19 protein-coding genes and 1 pseudogene are annotated in these 20,449 nt (G+C 65.2%); 14 read left to right on the plus strand and 6 right to left on the minus strand.

What is annotated here, in order from left to right:
* The first annotated feature begins 44 nt into the window (after window positions 1–44).
* The 4 genes from ABH922_RS07795 to ABH922_RS07810 all read left to right on the plus strand — a co-directional run bounded on the left by ABH922_RS07795 (window position 45) and on the right by ABH922_RS07810 (window position 5,016).
* Window positions 45–1,790: a proline--tRNA ligase gene (locus ABH922_RS07795; protein WP_424806369.1), complete on the plus strand. Its 1,746-nt coding sequence runs from the start codon at window positions 45–47 to the stop codon at window positions 1,788–1,790.
* Window positions 1,791–1,869: 79 nt separating this feature from the next.
* A complete protein-coding gene (locus tag ABH922_RS07800) occupies window positions 1,870–2,541 on the plus strand; it encodes an O-methyltransferase (RefSeq protein ID WP_424806370.1) in 672 nt (223 codons plus the stop codon).
* Window positions 2,542–2,566: 25 nt separating this feature from the next.
* Window positions 2,567–3,226 carry a rhomboid-like protein gene (locus ABH922_RS07805; RefSeq protein ID WP_424809603.1) on the plus strand — a complete coding sequence of 220 codons (660 nt, stop codon included), beginning with the start codon at window positions 2,567–2,569 and terminating at the stop codon, window positions 3,224–3,226.
* Window positions 3,227–3,285: 59 nt separating this feature from the next.
* Complete coding sequence (locus tag ABH922_RS07810; RefSeq protein ID WP_424806371.1) at window positions 3,286–5,016, plus strand: acyl-CoA dehydrogenase family protein; 1,731 nt, start codon at window positions 3,286–3,288, stop codon at window positions 5,014–5,016.
* 342 nt (window positions 5,017–5,358) lie between these two features.
* Here the strand turns inward: ABH922_RS07810 and ABH922_RS07815 are convergent, their stop codons facing one another.
* Window positions 5,359–5,784, minus strand: a complete 426-nt coding sequence (locus ABH922_RS07815; protein WP_424806372.1) for a pyridoxamine 5'-phosphate oxidase family protein — start codon at window positions 5,782–5,784, stop codon at window positions 5,359–5,361.
* A 401-nt stretch (window positions 5,785–6,185) separates the two neighbouring features.
* On the opposite strand from ABH922_RS07815, the gene ABH922_RS07820 reads away from it, so the two are divergent.
* Window positions 6,186–7,058, plus strand: a complete 873-nt coding sequence (locus ABH922_RS07820) for an ABC transporter substrate-binding protein (protein WP_424806373.1) — start codon at window positions 6,186–6,188, stop codon at window positions 7,056–7,058.
* Here ABH922_RS07820 and ABH922_RS07825 read toward each other — a convergent pair.
* Window positions 7,055–8,452: a PLP-dependent aminotransferase family protein gene (locus ABH922_RS07825; RefSeq protein ID WP_424806374.1), complete on the minus strand. Its 1,398-nt coding sequence runs from the start codon at window positions 8,450–8,452 to the stop codon at window positions 7,055–7,057. The two genes, ABH922_RS07820 and ABH922_RS07825, sit on opposite strands and share 4 nt — an antisense overlap.
* Between ABH922_RS07825 and ABH922_RS07830 the strand changes: the two genes are divergently transcribed.
* Window positions 8,451–9,383, plus strand: a complete 933-nt coding sequence (locus ABH922_RS07830) for a DMT family transporter (RefSeq protein WP_424806375.1) — start codon at window positions 8,451–8,453, stop codon at window positions 9,381–9,383. The genes ABH922_RS07825 and ABH922_RS07830 overlap by 2 nt on opposite strands.
* Before the next feature lie 101 nt (window positions 9,384–9,484).
* Here the strand turns inward: ABH922_RS07830 and ABH922_RS07835 are convergent, their stop codons facing one another.
* Both ABH922_RS07835 and ABH922_RS07840 read right to left on the minus strand, forming a co-directional pair.
* Window positions 9,485–9,619 (minus strand): hypothetical protein, encoded by a 135-nt coding sequence (locus tag ABH922_RS07835; RefSeq protein ID WP_424806376.1) that lies wholly within the window; start codon window positions 9,617–9,619, stop codon window positions 9,485–9,487.
* A gap of 121 nt (window positions 9,620–9,740) precedes the next feature.
* Entirely contained in the window at window positions 9,741–10,376 is a 636-nt protein-coding gene (locus tag ABH922_RS07840) for a TetR/AcrR family transcriptional regulator (RefSeq protein WP_424806377.1), read from the minus strand.
* A 99-nt stretch (window positions 10,377–10,475) separates the two neighbouring features.
* Here ABH922_RS07840 and ABH922_RS07845 point away from each other — a divergent pair.
* Window positions 10,476–11,892, plus strand: a pseudogene (locus ABH922_RS07845) (MFS transporter).
* A gap of 52 nt (window positions 11,893–11,944) precedes the next feature.
* Here ABH922_RS07845 and ABH922_RS07850 read toward each other — a convergent pair.
* Window positions 11,945–12,400, minus strand: coding sequence for a ferritin-like domain-containing protein (locus ABH922_RS07850; protein ID WP_424806378.1), 456 nt, complete (start codon window positions 12,398–12,400; stop codon window positions 11,945–11,947).
* Window positions 12,397–12,876: a hypothetical protein gene (locus tag ABH922_RS07855; protein WP_424809604.1), complete on the minus strand. Its 480-nt coding sequence runs from the start codon at window positions 12,874–12,876 to the stop codon at window positions 12,397–12,399. The genes ABH922_RS07850 and ABH922_RS07855 overlap by 4 nt, the downstream gene beginning before the upstream one ends.
* A gap of 260 nt (window positions 12,877–13,136) precedes the next feature.
* Between ABH922_RS07855 and rimP the strand changes: the two genes are divergently transcribed.
* The 7 genes from rimP to ABH922_RS07890 all read left to right on the plus strand — a co-directional run bounded on the left by rimP (window position 13,137) and on the right by ABH922_RS07890 (window position 20,441).
* Complete coding sequence (gene rimP / locus ABH922_RS07860; RefSeq protein WP_424806379.1) at window positions 13,137–13,760, plus strand: ribosome maturation factor RimP; 624 nt, start codon at window positions 13,137–13,139, stop codon at window positions 13,758–13,760.
* A complete protein-coding gene (gene nusA, locus ABH922_RS07865; RefSeq protein WP_424806380.1) occupies window positions 13,757–14,788 on the plus strand; it encodes a transcription termination factor NusA in 1,032 nt (343 codons plus the stop codon). Before rimP ends, nusA begins: the two co-directional genes overlap by 4 nt.
* A gap of 44 nt (window positions 14,789–14,832) precedes the next feature.
* Entirely contained in the window at window positions 14,833–15,183 is a 351-nt protein-coding gene (locus ABH922_RS07870; protein ID WP_424806381.1) for a YlxR family protein, read from the plus strand.
* A gap of 108 nt (window positions 15,184–15,291) precedes the next feature.
* On the plus strand, window positions 15,292–18,300 hold the full coding sequence (infB, locus tag ABH922_RS07875) for a translation initiation factor IF-2 (protein ID WP_424806382.1): 3,009 nt from the start codon (window positions 15,292–15,294) through the stop codon (window positions 18,298–18,300).
* A gap of 105 nt (window positions 18,301–18,405) precedes the next feature.
* The gene (locus tag ABH922_RS07880; protein WP_424806383.1) at window positions 18,406–18,696 is read left to right on the plus strand and encodes a DUF503 domain-containing protein; all 291 of its coding nucleotides are present in this window, start codon (window positions 18,406–18,408) and stop codon (window positions 18,694–18,696) included.
* Window positions 18,697–18,956: 260 nt separating this feature from the next.
* Entirely contained in the window at window positions 18,957–19,436 is a 480-nt protein-coding gene (gene rbfA / locus ABH922_RS07885) for a 30S ribosome-binding factor RbfA (protein WP_424806384.1), read from the plus strand.
* A 12-nt stretch (window positions 19,437–19,448) separates the two neighbouring features.
* A complete protein-coding gene (locus ABH922_RS07890) occupies window positions 19,449–20,441 on the plus strand; it encodes a DHH family phosphoesterase (RefSeq protein ID WP_424806385.1) in 993 nt (330 codons plus the stop codon).
* Window positions 20,442–20,449: the final 8 nt, after the last annotated feature.

Raw genomic sequence — 20,449 nt, forward strand, 5'->3', positions numbered from 1 at the left:
ACCGACGCCCACTCGGGAGTTGTCGCCGACTATCCTTACCCCTCGTGATTACCCGCCTGTCCCACCTGTTCCTGCGTACCCTGCGTGACGATCCGTCGGACGCCGAAGTCGCCAGCCACAAACTGCTGGTTCGAGCCGGATACGTGCGCCGCATCGCGCCAGGTGTGTACTCGTGGCTACCACTGGGACTGCGAGTACTGCGCGAGGTGGAGCGCGTCGTCCGCGAAGAGATGAATGCCATTGGCGGACAAGAAATCCTGCTGCCCGCGCTGTTGCCGCGTGAACCCTACGAGGCGTCCAACCGGTGGACCGAATACGGTGCCGGGTTGTTCCGACTCAAGGACCGCAAGGGCAACGACTACATGCTCGGCCCCACCCACGAGGAACTGTTCGCCCTCACGGTCAAGGGTGAGTACAACTCGTACAAGGACTTCCCGGTCACCCTGTACCAGGTGCAGACCAAGTACCGCGACGAAGAGCGTCCGCGCGCAGGCATCCTGCGTGGCCGCGAGTTCGTCATGAAGGATTCGTACTCCTTCGATCTCACCGACGAGGGCCTGTCCGCGTCGTACCAGGCGCACCGCGACGCGTACGAGAAGATCTTCACGCGACTGGGCGTCAAGTACGTCATCGTCTCGGCCACCTCCGGTGCGATGGGTGGCAGCGCGTCCGAGGAATTCCTCGCCGAGAGCGACATCGGTGAGGACACCTACGTCCGTTGCCTCGAATCGGGATATGCCGCCAACGTCGAGGCCGTCACGACCGTCGTCCCCGACGCGCTCCCGATCGAGGGTCTGCCGGAGGCGACGGTGTACGACACCGAGAACACCCCTACGATCGACGCCCTCGTCGACTGGGCCAACGGTGCCGACCTCGGCCGCACCGTCACCGCCGCGGACACCCTCAAGAACATCCTGGTCAAGACGCGCGTGCCCGGTGGCGAATGGGAGCTGCTGGCCATCGGCATCCCCGGTGACCGTGAGGTCGACGAGAAGCGGCTCGAAGTCGCACTCGAGCCTGCGGAGTTCGTCATGATCACCGAGACCGACTTCAAGAACAACCCGTTCCTGGTCAAGGGTTATATCGGGCCGAAGGCTGTGCAGGCCAACGGAATCCGTTACCTCGTCGACCCCCGCGTCGTCGGCGGCACCAGCTGGATCACCGGTGCCGACGAAGACGGCAAGCACGTTGTCGGCCTGGTGGCCGGACGCGACTTCACGCCCGACGGAACGATCGAAGCCGCCGAGGTTCGTGACGGCGACCCCTCACCGGACGGAGGCGGCGTTCTCGTCTCCGCTCGCGGCATCGAGATCGGTCACGTCTTCCAACTCGGCCGCAAGTACACCGATGTCTTCAACGTCGACGTCCTCGCGGAGAACGGCAAGCCGGTGCGCCCCACCATGGGTTCGTACGGCGTCGGTGTCTCACGCCTCGTCGCCGTCATCGCCCAGCAGCACCACGACGAGAAGGGTCTGCGCTGGCCGGCCGAGGTTTCACCGGCCGACGTCTACCTCGTCATCGCGAACAAGGACGAGACCGCTCGTGAAGGTGCCGAAGGTTTGGCGGCGCAGCTCGATCGCGCCGGCCTCGAGGTCATCCTCGACGATCGCAAAGCGTCACCGGGAGTGAAGTTCAAGGACTCCGAGCTGATCGGGGTTCCGCTGATCGTCGTCGTCGGTCGAGGGTGGGCCGACGGCAAGGTCGAGATCCGCGATCGCTTCACCGGCGAAAGCCGTGAGATCGACGCGGATGCCGCCGTGGCGGATGTCATCGCCGCCGTTCGAGGCTGATCACCGACCTCACCCGGCAGCCGCAGATACCCGCCGAGGTACCTGCGGCTGTCCTGCTTTTCTGCCAGAATCGACAGGTATGGGAAACGAACCGGATTGGGCCGAAGTCGACAGCTATCTCGTCTCCACGTTGGTGGGGGCGGATCCGGATCTCGACGCGGCACTCGCAGCCAACGCCGAGGCGTCACTACCACCGATCGACGTGGCCCCGAACCAGGGGAAACTGCTGAACCTTCTCGCCAGGATGGTGCTGGCGCGCAACGTGCTCGAAATCGGCACGCTGGGCGGTTACAGCACGATCTGGTTGGCCCGGGCCGTCGGCGCGTCCGGACGCGTCGTGACGTTGGAGTTCGAGCCTGCCCATGCCGAGGTCGCGGCGGCGAACGTCAAGCGTGCGGGGCTGGAAGATCGCGTCGACATCCGCGTCGGCGCCGCACTCGACAATCTTCCGCTGATCGCCAAGGAAGACTCCACGCCCTTCGATCTCGTTTTCATCGACGCGGACAAGGAGAACAACACCGAGTACCTCAAGTGGGCTCTGGCGCTCTCGCACACGGGAACCGTCGTGATCGTCGACAACGTCGTTCGTGGTGGACACGTCTCCAACCCCACTCTCGACGACGAGCGAGTCAAAGCCAGCCGTGAGGTACTCGAGGCCATCGCGGCCGAACCGCGGCTCGACGGCACCGCGATTCAGACCGTGGGTTCGAAGGGGTGGGACGGGTTTGCGATTGCCGTGGTGACGGAGTGAGCGCACACTCGACACAGTGAGTGTGTTGCGGCGAGGCGCCAAGGCGGTGTTGCTGTGGGTGCGGAGCGCGCCGCTGACCTATCTCTGGCTACTCGTCCTCCTGGCGAACACTGTCTTTCTCAACCATCTGCCGGAGCAGGTCCAGGAACGTTTCCTGGGTAAGCGGTCGACGAATCTCCATCATCTGTCGGAAGACCCGTTCCGGGTGTTGATCTCGAGCGCCTTCTGGCTCGAAGGTGGCGGGTGGCCTTTGTATTTCGTGCTCTTCACCATCTTTCACGCGACCGCCGAGCGCTGGCTCGGAACGATTCGATGGTTGGGTGTGGTGGTGCTCGCGCACGTCGGGGCCACGTACGTCAGTGAAGGTGTTCTGTACGAGGGGATTCGGCACGGGTACGTGAACCAGGCCGCGGTGAACACCCTCGACGTCGGGGTCAGCTACGCGCTGGCGGGAGTCATGGGCGTTCTGGCCTACCGGATCGTGACACCGTGGCGATACGTCTACCTCGCCGCACTGGCACTGGTGTACGGAGTTCCGTTGATCGTAAGCACCGACTTCACCGCAGTCGGCCACGTGTCCGCGGTACTCATCGGGCTGTGCTGCCACCGACTCACCAGGTCACGAGCTGCACCCTGGGACCCCGTCGAATCCACGGTATGGCAGCGATTCGCACCGGCTGGGTGATTCTCGCCGCGGATGAAGTTACCCGCTGGTAAGTTGGCCTCATCGACGAAAGGTAAGACGTGACCGGCACTGACGGATTGCTGCTCAACCCCCGTACCTACGATCCCGACCGGTTCGATCCGGAAACGAGGCGTCTGCTGCGGGCCACCATCGACTGGTTCGAGAATCGGGGAAAGAAGCAACTGCTTCACGACGACCTCGAAGCGGTGTGGGTCTCCGACTTCCTGGACTTCGTTGCGAAGGAACAGCTTTTCGCGACGTTCCAGACCCCGGCGGCCTTCGCGAACGGCGACGACAACCGACGGTGGGACGGAGCCCGCAATGCCGCACTCAGTGAGATCCTCGGCTTCTACGGCCTCGCGTACTGGTACACCTGGCAGGTGACGATTCTCGGGCTCGGCCCGGTGTGGATGAGTGCCAACGACACCGCGAAGACGCGGGTGGCCCGCGAACTCGCCGACGGCGGCGTGATGGCGTTCGCTCTCTCCGAACGCGAGCACGGTGCCGACGTGTACTCCACCGACCTGCTCCTCACACCTGCCGACGGTGACGTGGCGTTCCGTGCCGGCGGTGAGAAGTACTACATCGGCAACGGCAACGTTGCCTCGACCGTTTCGGTGTTCGGTCGGCGAACCGACGTCGACGGCCCGGAAGGGTACGTGTTCTTCGTCGCGGACAGCGCGCACCCGAACTATCACCTCGTGGACAACGTCCTACGCGGTCAGATGTACGTGAGCAACTTCCGACTCGACGACTACCCGGTACGCGAGGAAGACATCCTGCACACCGGAGTCGCGGCCTTCGAAGCCGCACTCAACACGGTCAACGTCGGAAAGTTCAACCTGTGCACGGGGTCCATCGGCATCACCGAGCACGCGTTCTTCGAGGCGATCACCCACGCGCAGAACAGGATTCTGTACGGAAACCCGGTCACCGACTTCGCGCACGTTCGTGCCGCCTTCGTCGACGCCTATTCGCGGCTGATAGCGATGAAGCAGTTCAGCGCCCGCGCCGTCGACTACTTCCGCAGTGCAAGCCTCGACGATCGGCGCTACCTGCTGTTCAATCCCATGACCAAGGCGAAGGTCACGTCGGAGGGCGAGAAGGTGGTGGGCCTGCTGCACGAGGTGATCGCGGCCAAGGGGTACGAGAAGTCCACGTACTTCCGTGAGGCGGCGCAGATGATCGGAACGCTGCCCAAACTCGAGGGCACCGTGCACGTCAACGTCGGGCTGATCCTCAAGTTCCTGCCCAACTACCTGTTCGACCCGGCACAGTTCCCCGAGGTGCTCACCCGTGACGACGCCGCCGACGACGAGTTCTTCTGGAACCAGGGTCCGACCAGGGGCGCTGCGAAAATCAGGTTCCACGAATGGAAACCGGTGTACGAGAAGCATTCGTCGATACCGAACGTCGCCCGCTTCTACGAGCAGGCCCTCGCGCTGACCGAATTGCTCACTGCCGCAGCACCGGACGAGCAGCAGCAGAAGGATCTCGACTTCATGCTCACCGTGGGGCATCTGTTCTCGCTGGTGGTCTACGGTCACCTGATCCTCGAACAGGCCGAGATCACCGGCCTCGACGTCGACGTGATCGACCAGATCTTCGACTTCCAGATTCGCGACTTCTCCGGCTATGCGATCGCGCTGCACGGAAAGCCGTCGTCGACGGAGCAGCAGCAGGATTGGGCGCTCGGGGCGGTACGCAAACCCGTTGTCGACGCCGATCGATTCGGTCGCGTCTGGCAGCAGGTCAAGGCCTACGACGGAGCATACGAGATGCGCGCGTGAGCGCCGTCGTGACGCGGGCACAGGCCATAGGCGTCGTCGAGAGCTGCCCGCGAGCAGTGGGCGCACGTGGTCGTGCGAGCTGGGAGTCGCTGTCCGGGGCGAGTGGCCAGATCAGCGACCCGGTCGGTTCACGCCCGCACGACGGGACGATCGCGCTGAACGTTTCCACGACACGTTCATCGGTCCCAACACGATCACCTACTTGGTGAAGGACGCCATCGTGTCCGGGTGACCCGCAATTGCGCTGTGCGCTTTCGAAGCCAAGGAACACAAGGTCGATCGGGTGAGAATCCACACCGAAACCTGACTCCGGCCACGGCCGGCGCTGCCAGGCTCGTCGAGTTACAGACTCCCCATGTCGGCAGAAAGCCAGTGCAGAGGATTCAAGTAGATCGCCACGCTCTCGCCGTGTTCGGCGCGGGCGCCGCGCAGGTAGTCGTCGACCTTGTCCGGGGCCAGGTATCGCTTGGTGACTTCCACCAGCATCTCGTCCGTGCCAGGGACGATCCGGTCCACGGAACCTTCGACGGTGACGTAGCGGACCGTCGGCTCCAGGCGCTCGACCATCAGCGAGAAATAGCCGGCCGACTCGATGAGCCTGGCCTTGCGGGAGCCCTTGCCCGTGATGAACCACGGTTGACCGCCAGGAGTGTAGAGGTACCAGATCGGCACGACGAGCGGGCCACGGCCGGGTTTGTCCGGCACCGCCAGCGCAGCGATATGGGGTTCGGACAGGAACTGTTCACGCTCGTTCTCGGAGAGTGCCATGCCGTCGAGATTACAAGGAAGCAGCTCCGCGCGCTCGACTCCGTTCGGGATTGCCGCGACGTCACAGCCGCAGGCGGAAGGGTCACCCGAACCGTCGGTTGCGATCGGATACGTGCGAGGGGACTCAGTGCCCGTGGCGTCGACGCGACAGGAATTGGCCTCGATCGAGGCCTGAAATCTGCTTTCGGCGACCAACATTGGTATTCATCAGTACGAGTAGAAGGATACCCATGAACGGCCGAACGGCAATTGAATCGCGCGTATTGTCCAGACGAAGTCTCTTCGGCCTCGGTGCCGGAGCGGCCTCGGCCGCACTTTTGACAGCGTGCGGGTCCGGTAACTCCGGAAGTGGCTCCTCGCCCGACTCCTCGCCCGATTCCTCGTCGGTAGGCACAAGCACAGTGTTGTTCGATCACAACGGATTCACGGTCGACATCCCCGAGGACCCCCGACGGGTCATGTGCCTGGACACTCGCGGAAGTATCGAGTTCTCCCTCATCGCGGGGTATCCGATGGTGGCGGTGCGGGCGCTGTCCGAACTCGACGAGGGCGGTGTGCCGAATCCGGTGTTCGCGCGTCTCGATCCCGGTGTTCTGCAACTGGAGGGTGGCGAACGCGAACTGAGCGCCGAGCAGGCGATGCAGCACGATCCCGACCTCCTCCTGATCTCTGCGGGGCGCTACCCGGCACTGCCCAATGCGACACAGTTCGAAAACATCGCGCCGGTGGTCGGCATCGACCCGGGCAGCCCCGGCTGGAGTAATTCCTCGAATATCGGCTGGAAGGAAGCGCTCGCGCTCCAGCTGAACATGATCGGACGCGGCGAACAGCTCGGCTCGGCAATGTCGGACTACGACGACGCCGTCTCGTCGTCGGCAGCAACGTTGATGCCGGTGATGGCGGGGAAGAAGGTGATCATCGCCACCGGTGACACCGATCAGTTCGTGATGATGCTCGACGGCGCGTACCCCGTCGACGTCGCTCGCGAACTCGGACTCGACGTCGTGACCAGCGGGCCAGGCTTCGACGCCGTCGACGGACGTGGGCAGATTTCGTTGGAGAATCTTGCACTGTTCGACCAGGCCGACCTGATCGTCATGCAGAACCTGGACACCGCGGAAGCAGTGGCGAGCCCGACGTTCCAGCGAGTTCGTGCCGTGCAGGAGAAGAAGCTCCTGTTCCTGCCGTACGCCTTCAATTCCGGTTTCACGATTACCGGTGCGGCGTACGCGCGCTACCTCGCGGACAAGCTGCCGGCGATCATGGCCGGTTAGGCCCGCAGCGCCCCGGCGAGGATGCGAGCGGCCTCCGGGAAGTGGTCCGGGTGCGAACCACCGAAGTTCAATCGGACGTAGGCGCCCGGTGGTTCTGCCGGAAACCACTCGGCCCCGGGGGAGATGGACAGACCACGGCTCAGACACCGCGCCGCGAATGCCTCCGGGTCGGAGCCGTCCGGCATACGCAGCCACAAGTTCAGCCCACCGAGTGGGCGGTGTGTCAGCGCCAATTCCGGCACGGCGGCATCCAGCGCGTCGATGAGGGCGTCACGTCGCCCCCGCAACAGATCGCGAACCATCCTGCGGTGCGAGTTCCACGACGGGTGGGTCAACACCTCCACAGCGGCGCTCTGCAGTACGCCGGACACGTACAGATCGTCGATGGTGCGATCGGTTTCGATTCGTCGCCGGGCCGGACCGCGCGCCACCACGGCTGCCACCCGCAGTGCCGGTGAGACACTCTTGGTGATCGAACGCACGTAGATCACGTGGCCGTCCGGATCGCGTGCAGCCAGCGGCGTTACCTCGGCGTCTATACCGAAATCGTGGGCCCAGTCGTCCTCGACGACGAACACGCCGTGTCTGCGGGCGACATCGATGATCGCGTCCTGCTCGTCGCGTGACCAGTGCGCTCCCGTGGGGTTGGCGAAATGCGGCTGGGCGTAGAAGATCCGCGCGCCCGATGACGTCAATGCGGCGGCGAGGTCGCCCGGGTCGGGTGCCTGCGCTGCACGTGCGACCGGGACGACCACCAGTCCGGCCTGCTTCGCGGCCGCGACGGCGCCCCAGTAGGTAGGCGATTCCATGACTATCGCGTCACCGGGTCCGGCGAGCGCTCGGAACGTGGAGGACAACGCACTCTGACCACCCGGAGTGATCAGCACGTCAGAGCCGTGAATTCTGGTTGTGCCGCTCATCGACAACTCCTGGGCGAACCAGTCGCGGAGTTCGCCGAGCCCGGACGGGTGCGGGCGGCGCGCGGCCACCGGGCTGCGGGCCGCGCGGGAGAGGGCGCCACGAATCTGGCGAAGGGGGAGTAGTTCGTCGGCCGGATATCCGCTGTGGAGTGCGATCACGTCCGGTGACACCGTCATCATCGAGGACCCGACAGGTGCGGAGTCCACGCGGCTCGCGCCGAGACTGGTGGTCTGCCAGGAGAAATCAGAGTTCTGCACCGGCAGGCGGCGGGCGACGAAATTCCCGGTTCCCGGACGTGTCTCGACAAGCCCTTCGGTAGTCAGTTGCCGGATCGCGCGTTGAACGGTGACCGGGCCGACGCCGTGCTGCTCGGCGAGCTTGCGCGTGGACGGCAGCTGTGACCCGGCGGCCGACTGCTCGACGAGAATACGCACGCGATCGACAAGCCGAGCAGTACTGCTATCGTTGAACATGAGTATCAAGGATAGCGCTATCGTAGATAGTGGCGCACTGCTATCGGAGAAACCGGTTCGCACCGGGCTGTGGTGGGGGCTTGCGGGGGTGCTGGCGTTCTCGTTCACCGTGCCATTGACCAGGATTGCGGTATCCGACCTGAACCCGTTGTTCATCGGTGCCGGACGCGCCGTCGTTGCCGGGGCATTGTCGATGGCGCTGCTGGCCATGACGCGGGCGATGCTGCCCACCGCCCGACAGTGGTCGCGCATCGCACTGGTGACGGTCGGGGTGGTTCTCGGGTTTCCGCTGCTGACGACCTTCGCGCTCGAGACGTCGTCCGCCGGGCACGCCGCGGTGGTCATCGGCCTACTGCCTGCCGCTACCGCGGTATTTGCGGTGCTTCGAGGTCACGAGCGTCCGAGTGGCGGATTCTGGTGGGCGAGTGCAGCCGGCGCAGTATCGGTGATCGTCTTCACTGCGATCGCCAACGGTGGTCTCGGCTCGCTTCATCTGTCCGATCTGTTGCTGTTCGGAGCGGTGATCTGCGCGGCGCTCGGATATTCGGAGGGCGCACTACTGGCCCGTGAGATCGGATCGTGGCAGACGATCGCCTGGGCGTTGGTGCTCGGATTGCCGGCCACGGTCACTCTGACCGTGATCTCGGTAGCCGGCAACCCGATTGCAGGCGACGCGAGTTCGTGGCTCGCCTTCGCCTACCTCGGTTGCGTCAGCATGTTCCTCGGATTCTTCCCGTGGTATCGAGGGCTCTCGATCGGGCCGGTCTCCACCGTCAGCCAGACACAGTTGGTGCAACCGGTGCTTTCCATCGTCTGGTCGGCATTGATTCTCGGTGAGACGCTGTCGCCCTCGACGATCGCGGGTGGGTTGGTGGTGATCGCCTGCGCGTGGCTCGCGTTGCGAGCGCGGGTGAAGCCGCGGTCTCGCTAGAGTGGACCACCCCCCGAAGGCATCGCAATGGGACGGCGGCTGTTTCCCTTTGGAATCAGTGCTGCCGTACTCCACTGGCGCCTCCGTGATGATCACCGTGATCACGCTGCGCCGCTTCCCTCGGCCGCCACGCCGGCTGATCTGCGCCGCCACCCGGTCTGCGTGACGGCCCGCCCCGCCACCGTGCACGCCGTCACGTAGGCCGGCCACCCGGCACCGCCGAGTGCGCTCGCCATGGCCTTGCGACGCTGCGACTCGCCCCGGTCACGAGAGTGACCCGGTTGTCGGTCAGGCTGCGTACCGAGCGAGTATTCGTGACGATCGCGTGGTCGAAGTGCGCTCCGGCTTTCCCACCGGTCAGTGGTCGGGTGCCGCGACGATGTCCGGACTTCCCACTGCGAGCCCGATCGAGACCTGCTCGCCGAACGTACTCGCCCACAATTCTCCGAGTGCAGGATTGTCGTCGAGGTGGTCGGGTGCCATCATCGCGAGCAGGGTGTTGATGAGCATTCCGTTGGCGATGAACAGACGCGCCTGCTCGGTCGTGCAACCGGTGCGATCACGGATCAGCGTGTAGATACGGGACATCGCCGAACGTGAAACTGCTGCCACGTCATCGGTGCTGGTGGCGAAACCGTGCAGCATGACGAGCAGGAGATCTCGATCGAGGACGAGTTCTCCGTAGGCCGCACCCAGGTCGGACCAGAAATCGGGCTTTGCCGGGTTGACGTCGACGACATCCAGCTTGTCGGTGAACGTGTCCACTATCTTGTCCAACGCGTGAGCGAACACCGCGTGGAACAAATCGGCTTTGGTACCGAACATCCGAACCACGTACGGTTGCGAAACACCGGCTTCCTTCGCAACCGCGTCGGTGCTGGTTCCTGCGTAGCCGCGTCGGGCGAATGCCCTTGTGCCCGCTGCGATCACGAGAGCGCGTCGCTCGGGGGCGCTCATTCTCCGGGCGCGCGTCTCACCACTGTCGATCGGCATGTTGACACGCTATCACCGGTAACCTACCGTCATTTAAGTAATCATTCAATGCCTTATTGATTCTGGGCGACCGTACAGCCGGACGGCGAGGACATCGTGATGACCGTAACGACGAAATCCGGGACAGACGACGTGCAGGGTGACGGTGGGATCCAGGTCCCGGTTGCCGTGGCGCTACTTGCGGCGTCCCTGCCCATGTTCATGGCAACGCTCGACAACCTGGTGATGACAAGTGCATTGCCGGTGATCGAGAAAGACCTGCACGCCTCGGTCGGTCAGCTCCAATGGTTCATGAACGCGTACACGCTCGCCTTCGCGACGTTGATGCTCTCGGCGACGACACTCGGAGACCGTTGGGGGAGGCGACGGTTGTTCGTGTTCGGTATCGGGTTGTTCACGGCAGCATCGATCGCGTCGGCGCTGTCCACCACGCCGGGCATGCTGATCGCAGCTCGCAGCTCGAGCATTCCAAGGTGTAGGAGCGGCTGCGATCATGCCGCTTTCGCTCACTCTCCTCGTCGCCACGGTTCCGGAATCCAAGCGTGCCATGGCAATCGGGGTGTGGGGTGGAGTATCGGGTCTCGGTATCGCGCTGGGGCCCGTCGTCGGCGGCGCTGTCGTCGACGGCTTCTCGTGGCAAGGCATCTTCTGGATCAACGTGCCGGTCGCGATTGTGGCGGTTCCGTTGGCTCTCTACGCGTTACGTGAATCGACCGGACGCAGACAGCCGCTCGACCTATTCGGCGTCGGGCTCGCCGGCCTCGGTGTGTTCTTGGCGGTGTGGGGGATAGTGCACGGCAACGACGACGGATGGACCTCCGTGGGTGTTCTCGCTTCGATCGTCGGGTCCGTGGTGGCGCTGGCGCTCTTCGTGGTGAGGGAACTGAAGACCGCCCACCCCGTCATGCCGCTGCGGCTGTTTCGATCACTGAGCTTCTCGATGGCCAACATCATCGGCCTGACCTTCTCCATCGGCATCTTCGGAGCCGTCTTCCTGCTCTCGCAATATCTTCAAATAGTCATGGGATACAGCCCTTTCCAGGCGGGACTTCGCACCTTGCCCTGGACTGCGGCGCCGATGATCTTCGCGCCGCTCGCCGGGCTTCTCGCGCCACGGGTCGGTCTACGGCCGCTACTGCTGACCGGACTGTTACTCCAGGCCGGTGCACTGTTCTGGCTGGCGGCGTTGATCGGGCCCGCGATCTCCTACGGTTCACTCGTGCCCGCACTGTTGATGGCAGGTATCGGCATGGGCCTGACCTTTGCGCCCAGCGCTACCGCCGTCCTCGCCGACATGGCCGAGGTCGATCACGGCACCGCCAGTTCCACCAACTCGACGCTGAGGGAAATCGGGGTGGCGATGGGCATCGCGGTTCTGACAGCGGTCTTCCTCGCGGCCGGTGGGGCGCTCACGCCGCTCGGCTACGGTGACGCCCTCACTCCGGCGCTGCGCGTCGGCGGCTGTTTCGTGCTCGTCGCCGTTGTGGCAGCCTGCTTCGTACCCGCGAAGAAATGACCACCGGTTCGGGTCGGAGCACACCTCGGGCGCGGTCGAGGGCCTACCGTCGCTACATGTTCGGGTCGCCGGGAAACGCTGTCGTGGCCGGTGAGTTTCCCAGAGCGGCGCGCCACTTGGCTCCACGGGTGGCCGCGTCGGTGAGGCCCTCCACGCCGAACGCCCGAAGGTCGTCGTCGTCCACCTGCTCGACGAACGCACGGTAGGTGACAGCGGTGTCGGATTCGATTTGAGCAGCCAGCTGCGCCGCGGTGACGGCGTCGACCACCGCGAACGGAATCGAATACGCGGCCGCAGCGGGCGGGACGGAAACCCCGGTGCGTGCCGCCGTCTCCACCAGCGCGTCACGTCTGGCGCGATGCGCGGCGGTGTACGTGGCGACCTCGTCCACCCGGGCGGGATTGGAGAACGCGGCAACAACGCCGTACGCGAAGATCGCCGCGTTCTCGGTCTCGACCGCAGCGACGAGCGCGGAGTCGGCGGAGGTGGACGAACGTAAACGGTTCACGGCAACAACACCGCCGTCTGAGCCGAGCACGCCGCGCTGACCGATGCGAGCAGCCCCGCCCGGTAGCCCGACATCGTGCGGGCCAGATCGGCAGCGCTGCGGGCCGATTCGCCCAGGGCGGTGCGCAGCGCGGCCACGTCGGCAGGCGTGGCCGCGGTCGTCGGATCGGATGGTCCAGTGGTCGCGGTGGTCGGATCGGACGGTTCAGTGGTCGTGCCCCGCCCGTTCCGGCCGGCGGCACGGGCGATCTCGGCGTCGAGTTCGGTTGCGTGAGCTGTGCGCTCGGTACTGATCGTGGTCAGAGCCGCCGATCGTTCCGGGGCGAGGGCGATGGCAGCGTTCGCCGCGGTGGCATCCGCTCGGGCCCGATCCGCCTGCGCGAGCAACTTGTCCACCTCGGCGGATTGTGCTCGGCTGTCGTCGGAACAGGCGGACACGGCGAGAGTGGCAGCGCCCACGCTCGCGGCACCCGCCATCCGCAAAGCAGTCCGTCTGGACAGGGTGGCAGTGGAAAGGGACGTCAGCACGCATCCATCGTGCCAGCTTTACGGTCGAACGCCCGAATCCGCAGAACGTGTTCTGTGTGACGTGCAGTGGAGCCAGGTGGTCACGGGGACGTCCGACGGGCGGTAGTCTTGGATGCTTGACCGAGCGCGTCGGCCACAGGTGTACCGCCGCGCTCTACCGCCATTGACCGTCGACACCACGACGACAACTGAAATGAGGAGCTCGCGAGATGCCGGTGCCATCCAGGGAGAGGGTCATCGAGCTGGTCTCCGAACTCGTCAGCGCCCAGGGCTACGACGTCGACGACGTCGTCGTCACCAATGCGGGTAGGCACAGTGCGGTTCGCATCATGGTCGACAGTGACGCCGGTATCGAGCTCGATGCGGCCGCCGAGATCAGCAGACTCGTATCCGACCTGTTCGACGGCCTCGACGAGATCGGTGAAACTCCGTACACCCTCGAGGTGACATCTCCGGGAATCGATCGGCCGTTGACTCTCGATCGGCATTGGCGTCGGTCACGCGGACGCAAGGTCCGCATCGAGGTGGCCGGCGAGTCGATCATCGGTCGAATCGGCCGGCTCGAGGGCGACTGCGTGGCAGTGGTTCTCAACGACCGCGGTCGGCTGAGGGTGCGCGAGATTGCGCTGACCGACGTGCAGAAGGCAGTGGTGCAGGTCGAGTTCTCGAAGCCGAGTGACGCCGAACTCGAGCTGGCCGGGGGAGTTCTCGAAGGGCGGGCGCTGCCCACCGAACCGGTCGAGGTCGGCAGCGGCGACAGCGACGAAGGCGGCGAGATCAGCGCCGGAGAAGACACCGAAGACGTGGAAAACGAAGAAGGGTTCGACAAGTGAATATCGACATTGCAGCGTTGCGAGCGATCGAGGCCGAAAAGGGTGTGTCGATCGACACCGTCATCGCCACGATCCAGACGGCACTGCTGACGGCATACCGCCACACCGAAGGGCACAAGAAGAACGCGCGGATCGACGTCAACATCAAGACCGGATCGGTTCGGGTGATGGCCCACGACACCGATCCCGACGGAAACATGATCGGCGCGGAGTGGGACGACACTCCGGAGGGTTTCGGACGTATCGCGGCGACCACCGCACGCCAGGTGATTCTGCAGCGGCTGCGTGATGCCGAGCACGAGCGCAGCTTCGGCGAGTACGCGACCCACGAAGGCGAGATCGTCGGCGGCGTCATCCAACGCGACACCCGCGCGAACTCGCGCGGCATGGTGGTCGTTCGGATCGGCAGCGAGGCCAACGGAACCGAAGCATTGCTCCCGCAGGCCGAACAGGTTCCAGGCGAAAGCTACGAGCACGGCGAACGGATCAAGTGCTACGTGGTCGGAGTTGCACGAGGAGCTCGCGGCCCGCAGATCACCCTCTCGCGCACCCACCCGAACCTCGTTCGCAAGTTGTTTGCACTCGAGGTACCGGAAATCGCCGACGGATCGGTGGAGATCATCAACGTCGCTCGCGAAGCCGGGCACCGCTCGAAGATCGCCGTGGCATCTCGCATCCAGGGGCTGAACGCGAAGGGCGCGTGCATCGGTCCGATGGGCCAGCGCGTCCGCAACGTCATGAGTGAACTGGCAGGCGAGAAGATCGACATCATCGACTTCGACGACGACCCCGCGACCTTTGTCGGTAACGCACTGTCGCCGTCGAAAGTGGTCTCCGTCACTGTCGTCGATCCCGATGCGCGGGCGGCCCGGGTCGTGGTGCCCGATTTCCAGCTGTCCCTGGCGATCGGCAAAGAGGGGCAAAATGCCCGCCTGGCTGCGCGGTTGACCGGTTGGCGTATCGACATCCGTAGTGATGCCGCAGCACCGGCCGAGACGTCCGACCGACCCGCCGCGACCAACGGATAACGGTGGAATGCAGTGATCGAGACGGTTCGGCGGTAGAGTGGACGATGGTTCGACGTGAGTCCTCGGATTCTGCGCGCGCAAAGACCGGTTTACCGATCAGAACGTGCGTCGGATGCAGGGAACAAGGGTCGGCTGTCGATCTGTTGAGGGTCGTGGTTGGTGAGCAGGGGCCGGAGGGTTCCCTGCTGATCCCCGACATGTTGCGAAGGCTTCCCGGTCGAGGTGCATGGCTGCACCTGGATCCGAGTTGTCTGAGCCTGGCAGAGCGGCGCCGAGCATTCAGCAGAGCACTGCGAGTGTCCGGAAATCCGGATACGTCCGCTGTCGGCCGGTTGGTCGACGCAGTCCACACCGAAGCAGTACCTCTCGAGAAGAACAGGCACAAGCACTCATGAGCACACCGTGAAGCACCAGCGATGAACGTCCATCGGCCATAACCCGAGGTCGTGCGGGACCCACCTCTGTGGGATGCCTCCTGCTCGACCTCATCAGTGAGGAGAGCAGTGGCAGGCAAGGCCCGCGTGCACGAGTTGGCAAAAGAACTCGGTGTTACCAGTAAGGAACTACTCGCAACGCTCAAGGAGCAAGGCGAGTTCGTGAAATCTGCGTCGTCCACAGTGGAGGCGCCAGTCGCTCGTCGTCTACGGGAATCATTCCCTTCGGCAGGCGGCTCCGAAACCAAGTCCGATTCCGCTCCGGCACGGCCTGCGGCCAAGCCCGGCGCGCCCTCGCCGTCGGCGGCCAAGCCCGGCGCCCCGCGCCCCGGCCCCAAGCCGGCCGCACCCGCAGCTCCCGTGGCTGCTGCTCCGGCAGCAGCTCCGGCTGCACCTGCGGCTCCGGCAACCCCGGCAACCCCGTCGGTGCCTACACCGACGTTCAACGGTCCGAAGCCGGGACGTCCCGCTCCGGCCGCACCCGCAGCTCCGGCGGCACCGGCTGCGGCTGCACCCGCAGCTCCGGCAGCACCGGCTGCGGCTGCACCCGCAGCTCCGGCAGCACCCACTGCTGCGGCTCCGGCGGCACCGTCCACCGGCGCAAAGCCGGGCGGACCGCGTCCGGGACCGAAGGCTCCCCGCGTAGGAAACAACCCGTACTCCTCGGCTCCGGTCGAGCGTCCGGCACCCCGTCCGGCTCCCGGTGCTCCCCGCCCGGGTGCTCCGCGTCCGGGCCAGGGGCAAGGTCAGGGCAGTTCTCGTCCGGCTCCGGGTCAGGGCGGTCCGCGTCCGGCTCCGGGTCAGGGCGGCCCCCGTCCGGCTCCGGGTCAGGGCGGTCCTCGTCCGGCTCCGGGTCAGGGCGGACCTCGCCCGCCCGCAGGCCAGGGTGGCCCCCGTCCGAGCCCCGGCTCGATGCCTCCTCGCCCGAACCCGGGTGCGATGCCCGCTCGTTCCGCTCGTCCCGCGCCTGGTGGCGGCGGACGTCCGGGTCGTCCCGGCGGCGCTCCCGGCGGTCGTCCCGGTGGCGGCGGCGGTGGTGGATACCGCGGTGGCGGCGCCCCCGGTGCCGGCGCCGGTGCAGGCGCTCCCGGTGGAGCAGCTCCCGCAGGTGGTTTCCGCGGTCGTCCCGGTGGCGGTGGCCGTCCCGGTCAGCGCGGCGCGGCAGCAGGTGCATTCGGTCGTCCCGGTGGAGCAGTGCGCCGTGGACGTAAGTCGAAGCGTGCGAAGCGCGCCGAGTACGAGAGCATGCAGGCTCCCGCAGTCGGTGGCGTCAGGCTCCCACGCGGCAACGGCGAGACCATCCGTCTCGCTCGCGGTGCTTCACTGTCCGACTTCGCGGACAAGATCGACGCGAACCCCGCAGCACTGGTGCAGGCGTTGTTCAACCTCGGTGAGATGGTCACGGCAACTCAGTCGGTCAACGACGAGACGCTGGAGCTACTCGGCGGCGAGATGAACTACGTCGTTCAGGTCGTCAGTCCCGAGGACGAGGACCGTGAGCTGCTCGAGCACTTCGATCTGACCTACGGCGAAGACGCCGGCGGCGAAGAGGACCTCGAGTCCCGTCCGCCTGTGGTCACCGTCATGGGCCACGTCGATCACGGTAAGACCCGTCTGCTCGACGTGATCCGCAAGGCCAACGTCCGTGAGGGCGAAGCCGGTGGCATCACGCAGCACATCGGCGCCTACCAGGTGCTCACCGAGCTCGAGGGCAACGAGCGGCTCGTGACGTTCATCGACACCCCCGGTCACGAGGCCTTCACGGCCATGCGTGCCCGTGGTGCCAAGGCCACCGACCTTGCGATCCTCGTGGTCGCCGCCGACGACGGTGTCATGCCGCAGACGGTGGAAGCGATCAACCACGCCCAGGCGGCAGATGTGCCGATCGTGGTCGCGGTCAACAAGATCGACAAGGAAGGCGCGAACCCGGACAAGATCCGTCAGCAGCTGACCGAGTACGGTCTGGTCGCCGAGGAATACGGCGGAGACACCATGTTCGTCGACATCTCGGCGAAGCAGGGCTTGAACATCGATCAGCTTCTCGAAGCTGTTCTGTTGACGGCCGATGCTTCCCTGGATCTGCGCGCCAACCCCGACATGGATGCGCAGGGTGTTGCCATCGAGGCACATCTCGACCGTGGTCGTGGACCCGTGGCCACCGTGCTCATCCAGCGCGGAACCCTGCGGGTCGGTGACTCCATCGTTGCCGGCGATGCCTACGGCCGCGTCCGCCGCATGGTGGACGAGCACGGCGAGGACGTCCACGAGGCGCTGCCCTCGCGGCCGGTTCAGGTCATCGGCTTCACGTCGGTCCCCGGTGCAGGCGACAACCTGCTCGTGGTCGACGAGGACCGTATCGCCCGTCAGATCGCGGACCGTCGCAATGCGCGTAAGCGCAACGCGTTGGCAGCGAAGAGCCGCAAGCGGATCAGCCTCGACGATCTCGATGCAGCGTTGAAGGAAACTTCACAGCTGAACCTGATCCTCAAGGGCGACAACTCCGGTACGGTCGAGGCGCTCGAAGAGGCCCTGCTCGGTATCCAGATCGACGACGAGGTGCAGTTGCGCGTCATCGACCGCGGTGTCGGTGGTGTCACGGAGACCAACGTCAACCTGGCCGCGGCGTCGAATGCGATCATCATCGGCTTCAACGTGCGGGCCGAAGGCAAGGCAACGGAGCTGGCGAACCGCGAGGGCGTCGACATCCGGTACTACTCGGTGATCTACCAGGCCATCGACGAGGTGGAGAAGGCTCTCAAGGGTCTGCTCAAGCCGGTGTACGAAGAGGTCGAGTTGGGCAAGGCCGAGATCCGCGCCATGTTCCGCTCGTCCAAGATCGGAAACATCGCCGGTTGCCTCGTCACCTCGGGTACCATCCGTCGAAACGCCAAGGCTCGTCTGCTTCGCGACAACACCGTTGTCGCAGAGACGGTCACCATCTCCTCGCTCAAGCGTGAGAAGGACGATGCGACGGAGGTCCGCGAGGGCTACGAGTGCGGCTTGACCGTCACGTACTCCGACATCAAAGTCGGCGACGTGCTCGAGTGCTACGAGCTTCGCGAGAAGCCGCGCGACTGACACGTCGACACGGGTGTCGGGGCGAGCACTCGTGAGTGCCGGCTGAGATGGGCTCCTTCGGACCTGAGGTCCGGAGGAGTCCATTCGGTTCTGTCGAGGGGGAAGATGTTCGTAGGTGCACTCGAGTTCGACATTCTCTTCGGGGATGTCCACTCGCTGAAAGAGAAGCGGTCGATGCTGTCGCCGATTCTGACGGAACTGCGGCGGTTCGGTGTCAGTGCCGCGGAAGCCGGCGAGCAGGGTCGGCTGCGGCGGGCTCTGCTGGGTGTCGCAGTGGTGAGTTCGTCGGTCGATCACCTCCACGATGTGCTGGATCGATGTGAACGTGCCGTCGCGGAGCGCCCGGAGATTCAACTGCTGGCGGTCCGCCGGCGTGTCTTCGGCCCCGAGGACTGAGCGGCATCGTTGCGGCCGGGACGGCGTGACGCGAGACTGTTCGGCAGGGGATCACTCGTCGGTGCGAAGGTGTCGGTTCGTGAGGGTTCCGTCACCTTCGACGACGCCGTGCGTCGCGTTATCGGCGGGGATCGAAGAGGGGATTTGGTCGCGGGGCAGCCGATAGAAGAGACTGGAGTCGACAATGATTCTTGTCAATCAGAACTTCGATCGATCGGGTCCGCTCGCATCGAGTAGCCAGGGAGAGGAGACTGACACTCATGGTTGATCCAGCCCGGGCGCGCAGGCTCGCAAAGCGAATCGGAACGATCGTCGCGACGGCGATCGACCACGAAATCAAGGACCCGCGTCTGGCGTACGTGACCATCACCGACACCAAGGTCACCAACGACCTGCACGATGCCACCGTCTATTACACGGTTCGGGGCGAAAGTGTCGATTCGGCCCCCGACGTCGAGTCGGCGGCGGCCGGCCTGGACAAGGCGAAGGGTGTCCTGCGATCGAAGGTCGGTGCCGGGACCGGTGTTCGCTTCACGCCCACGTTGACCTTCGTTGCCGATACCGTGCCGGACACGGCCAGGCATATGGAAGAGCTCCTGGCGCGGGCCCGAGCCGCGGACGACGAGGTAGCCAAAGCACGGGAGAACGCCCAACCGGCGGGCGAGGCGGATCCGTACAAGGAACCGCGATCCGCAACCGATGTGGATTCGGACACGGCAGACATACACGAAGACGTCTGACTCGCGGCCGAGATGACTTTCACCGCACCGACGGACATCGACCCGCACAGTGCCGGGTTCGTACGGGTGGCGCAGGCGCTCGACGCTGCGCGGACCGTGACGATTCTCTGTCACGTCGAGCCTGATGCCGACACGATAGGCAGTGGACTGGCGCTCGGCATCGCACTGGAGCGTCGCGGGGTGTCGGTACAGGTCTCCTTCAGTCGACCCGTCGACCTGCCCAGGTCGATGGCCGGCTTTCCGGGCCTGCACCTGCTGGTGCCTCCTGCCGAGGTTCGGGCGATCGCCGACGTGGTGGTCGCGGTGGACGCGGGCAGTGAAGGCAGAGTCGGAGAACTCGCGGACCGGTTGAGTGGGGCGCCGGTCACCGTCGTGCTCGATCATCATCGGTCCAACTCGGAGTTCGGATCGATCAATGTCGTCGACGAATCAGCTGCATCCACCACCGCTCTCGTCGCCAGGTTCTTCGACTTCTGGGGCACCGTCATCGACCGGGATCTGGCCTACTGCCTCTACGCCGGCCTCGTCACCGACACCGGTTCCTTCCGCTGGGGCGGTTCGTCGACGCACGAGCTGGCCGCTCGACTGCTGGCCACCGGAATCGACGGTGATGCCATGGCCAGGCAGTTGCTCGACACGCATCCGTTCGGCTGGTTGCCCATGTTGTCGACGGTCCTCGGCTCGGCCACGCTGATCGACGACGCGGCCGACGGGCGCGGGCTGGTGTACGCGGTCATTCGTCGGCGTGATGTCGGAGAACTCCGGTCCGAGGAGATCGAGAGCGTCGTCGACATCGTGCGCACCACCGCCGAAGCCGAGGTGGCCGCAGTGCTCAAGGAGTCCGTCACCGGCGGCTGGTCCGTCTCGTTGCGGTCCAAGTGCGATGTGGACGTCTCGGCCGTTGCCGAGCGCCTCGGCGGCGGTGGGCATCGGCGCTCTGCCGGGTACATCTCCACCGAATCCAGCGAGGAGACCGTTGCCGCCCTCGTCACCGCGCTCGGTTAGGTTCGCGG

It is taken from the genome of Rhodococcus sp. 27YEA15 (assembly GCF_049739425.1).
In the GTDB taxonomy this organism is placed as follows: domain Bacteria; phylum Actinomycetota; class Actinomycetes; order Mycobacteriales; family Mycobacteriaceae; genus Rhodococcus_F.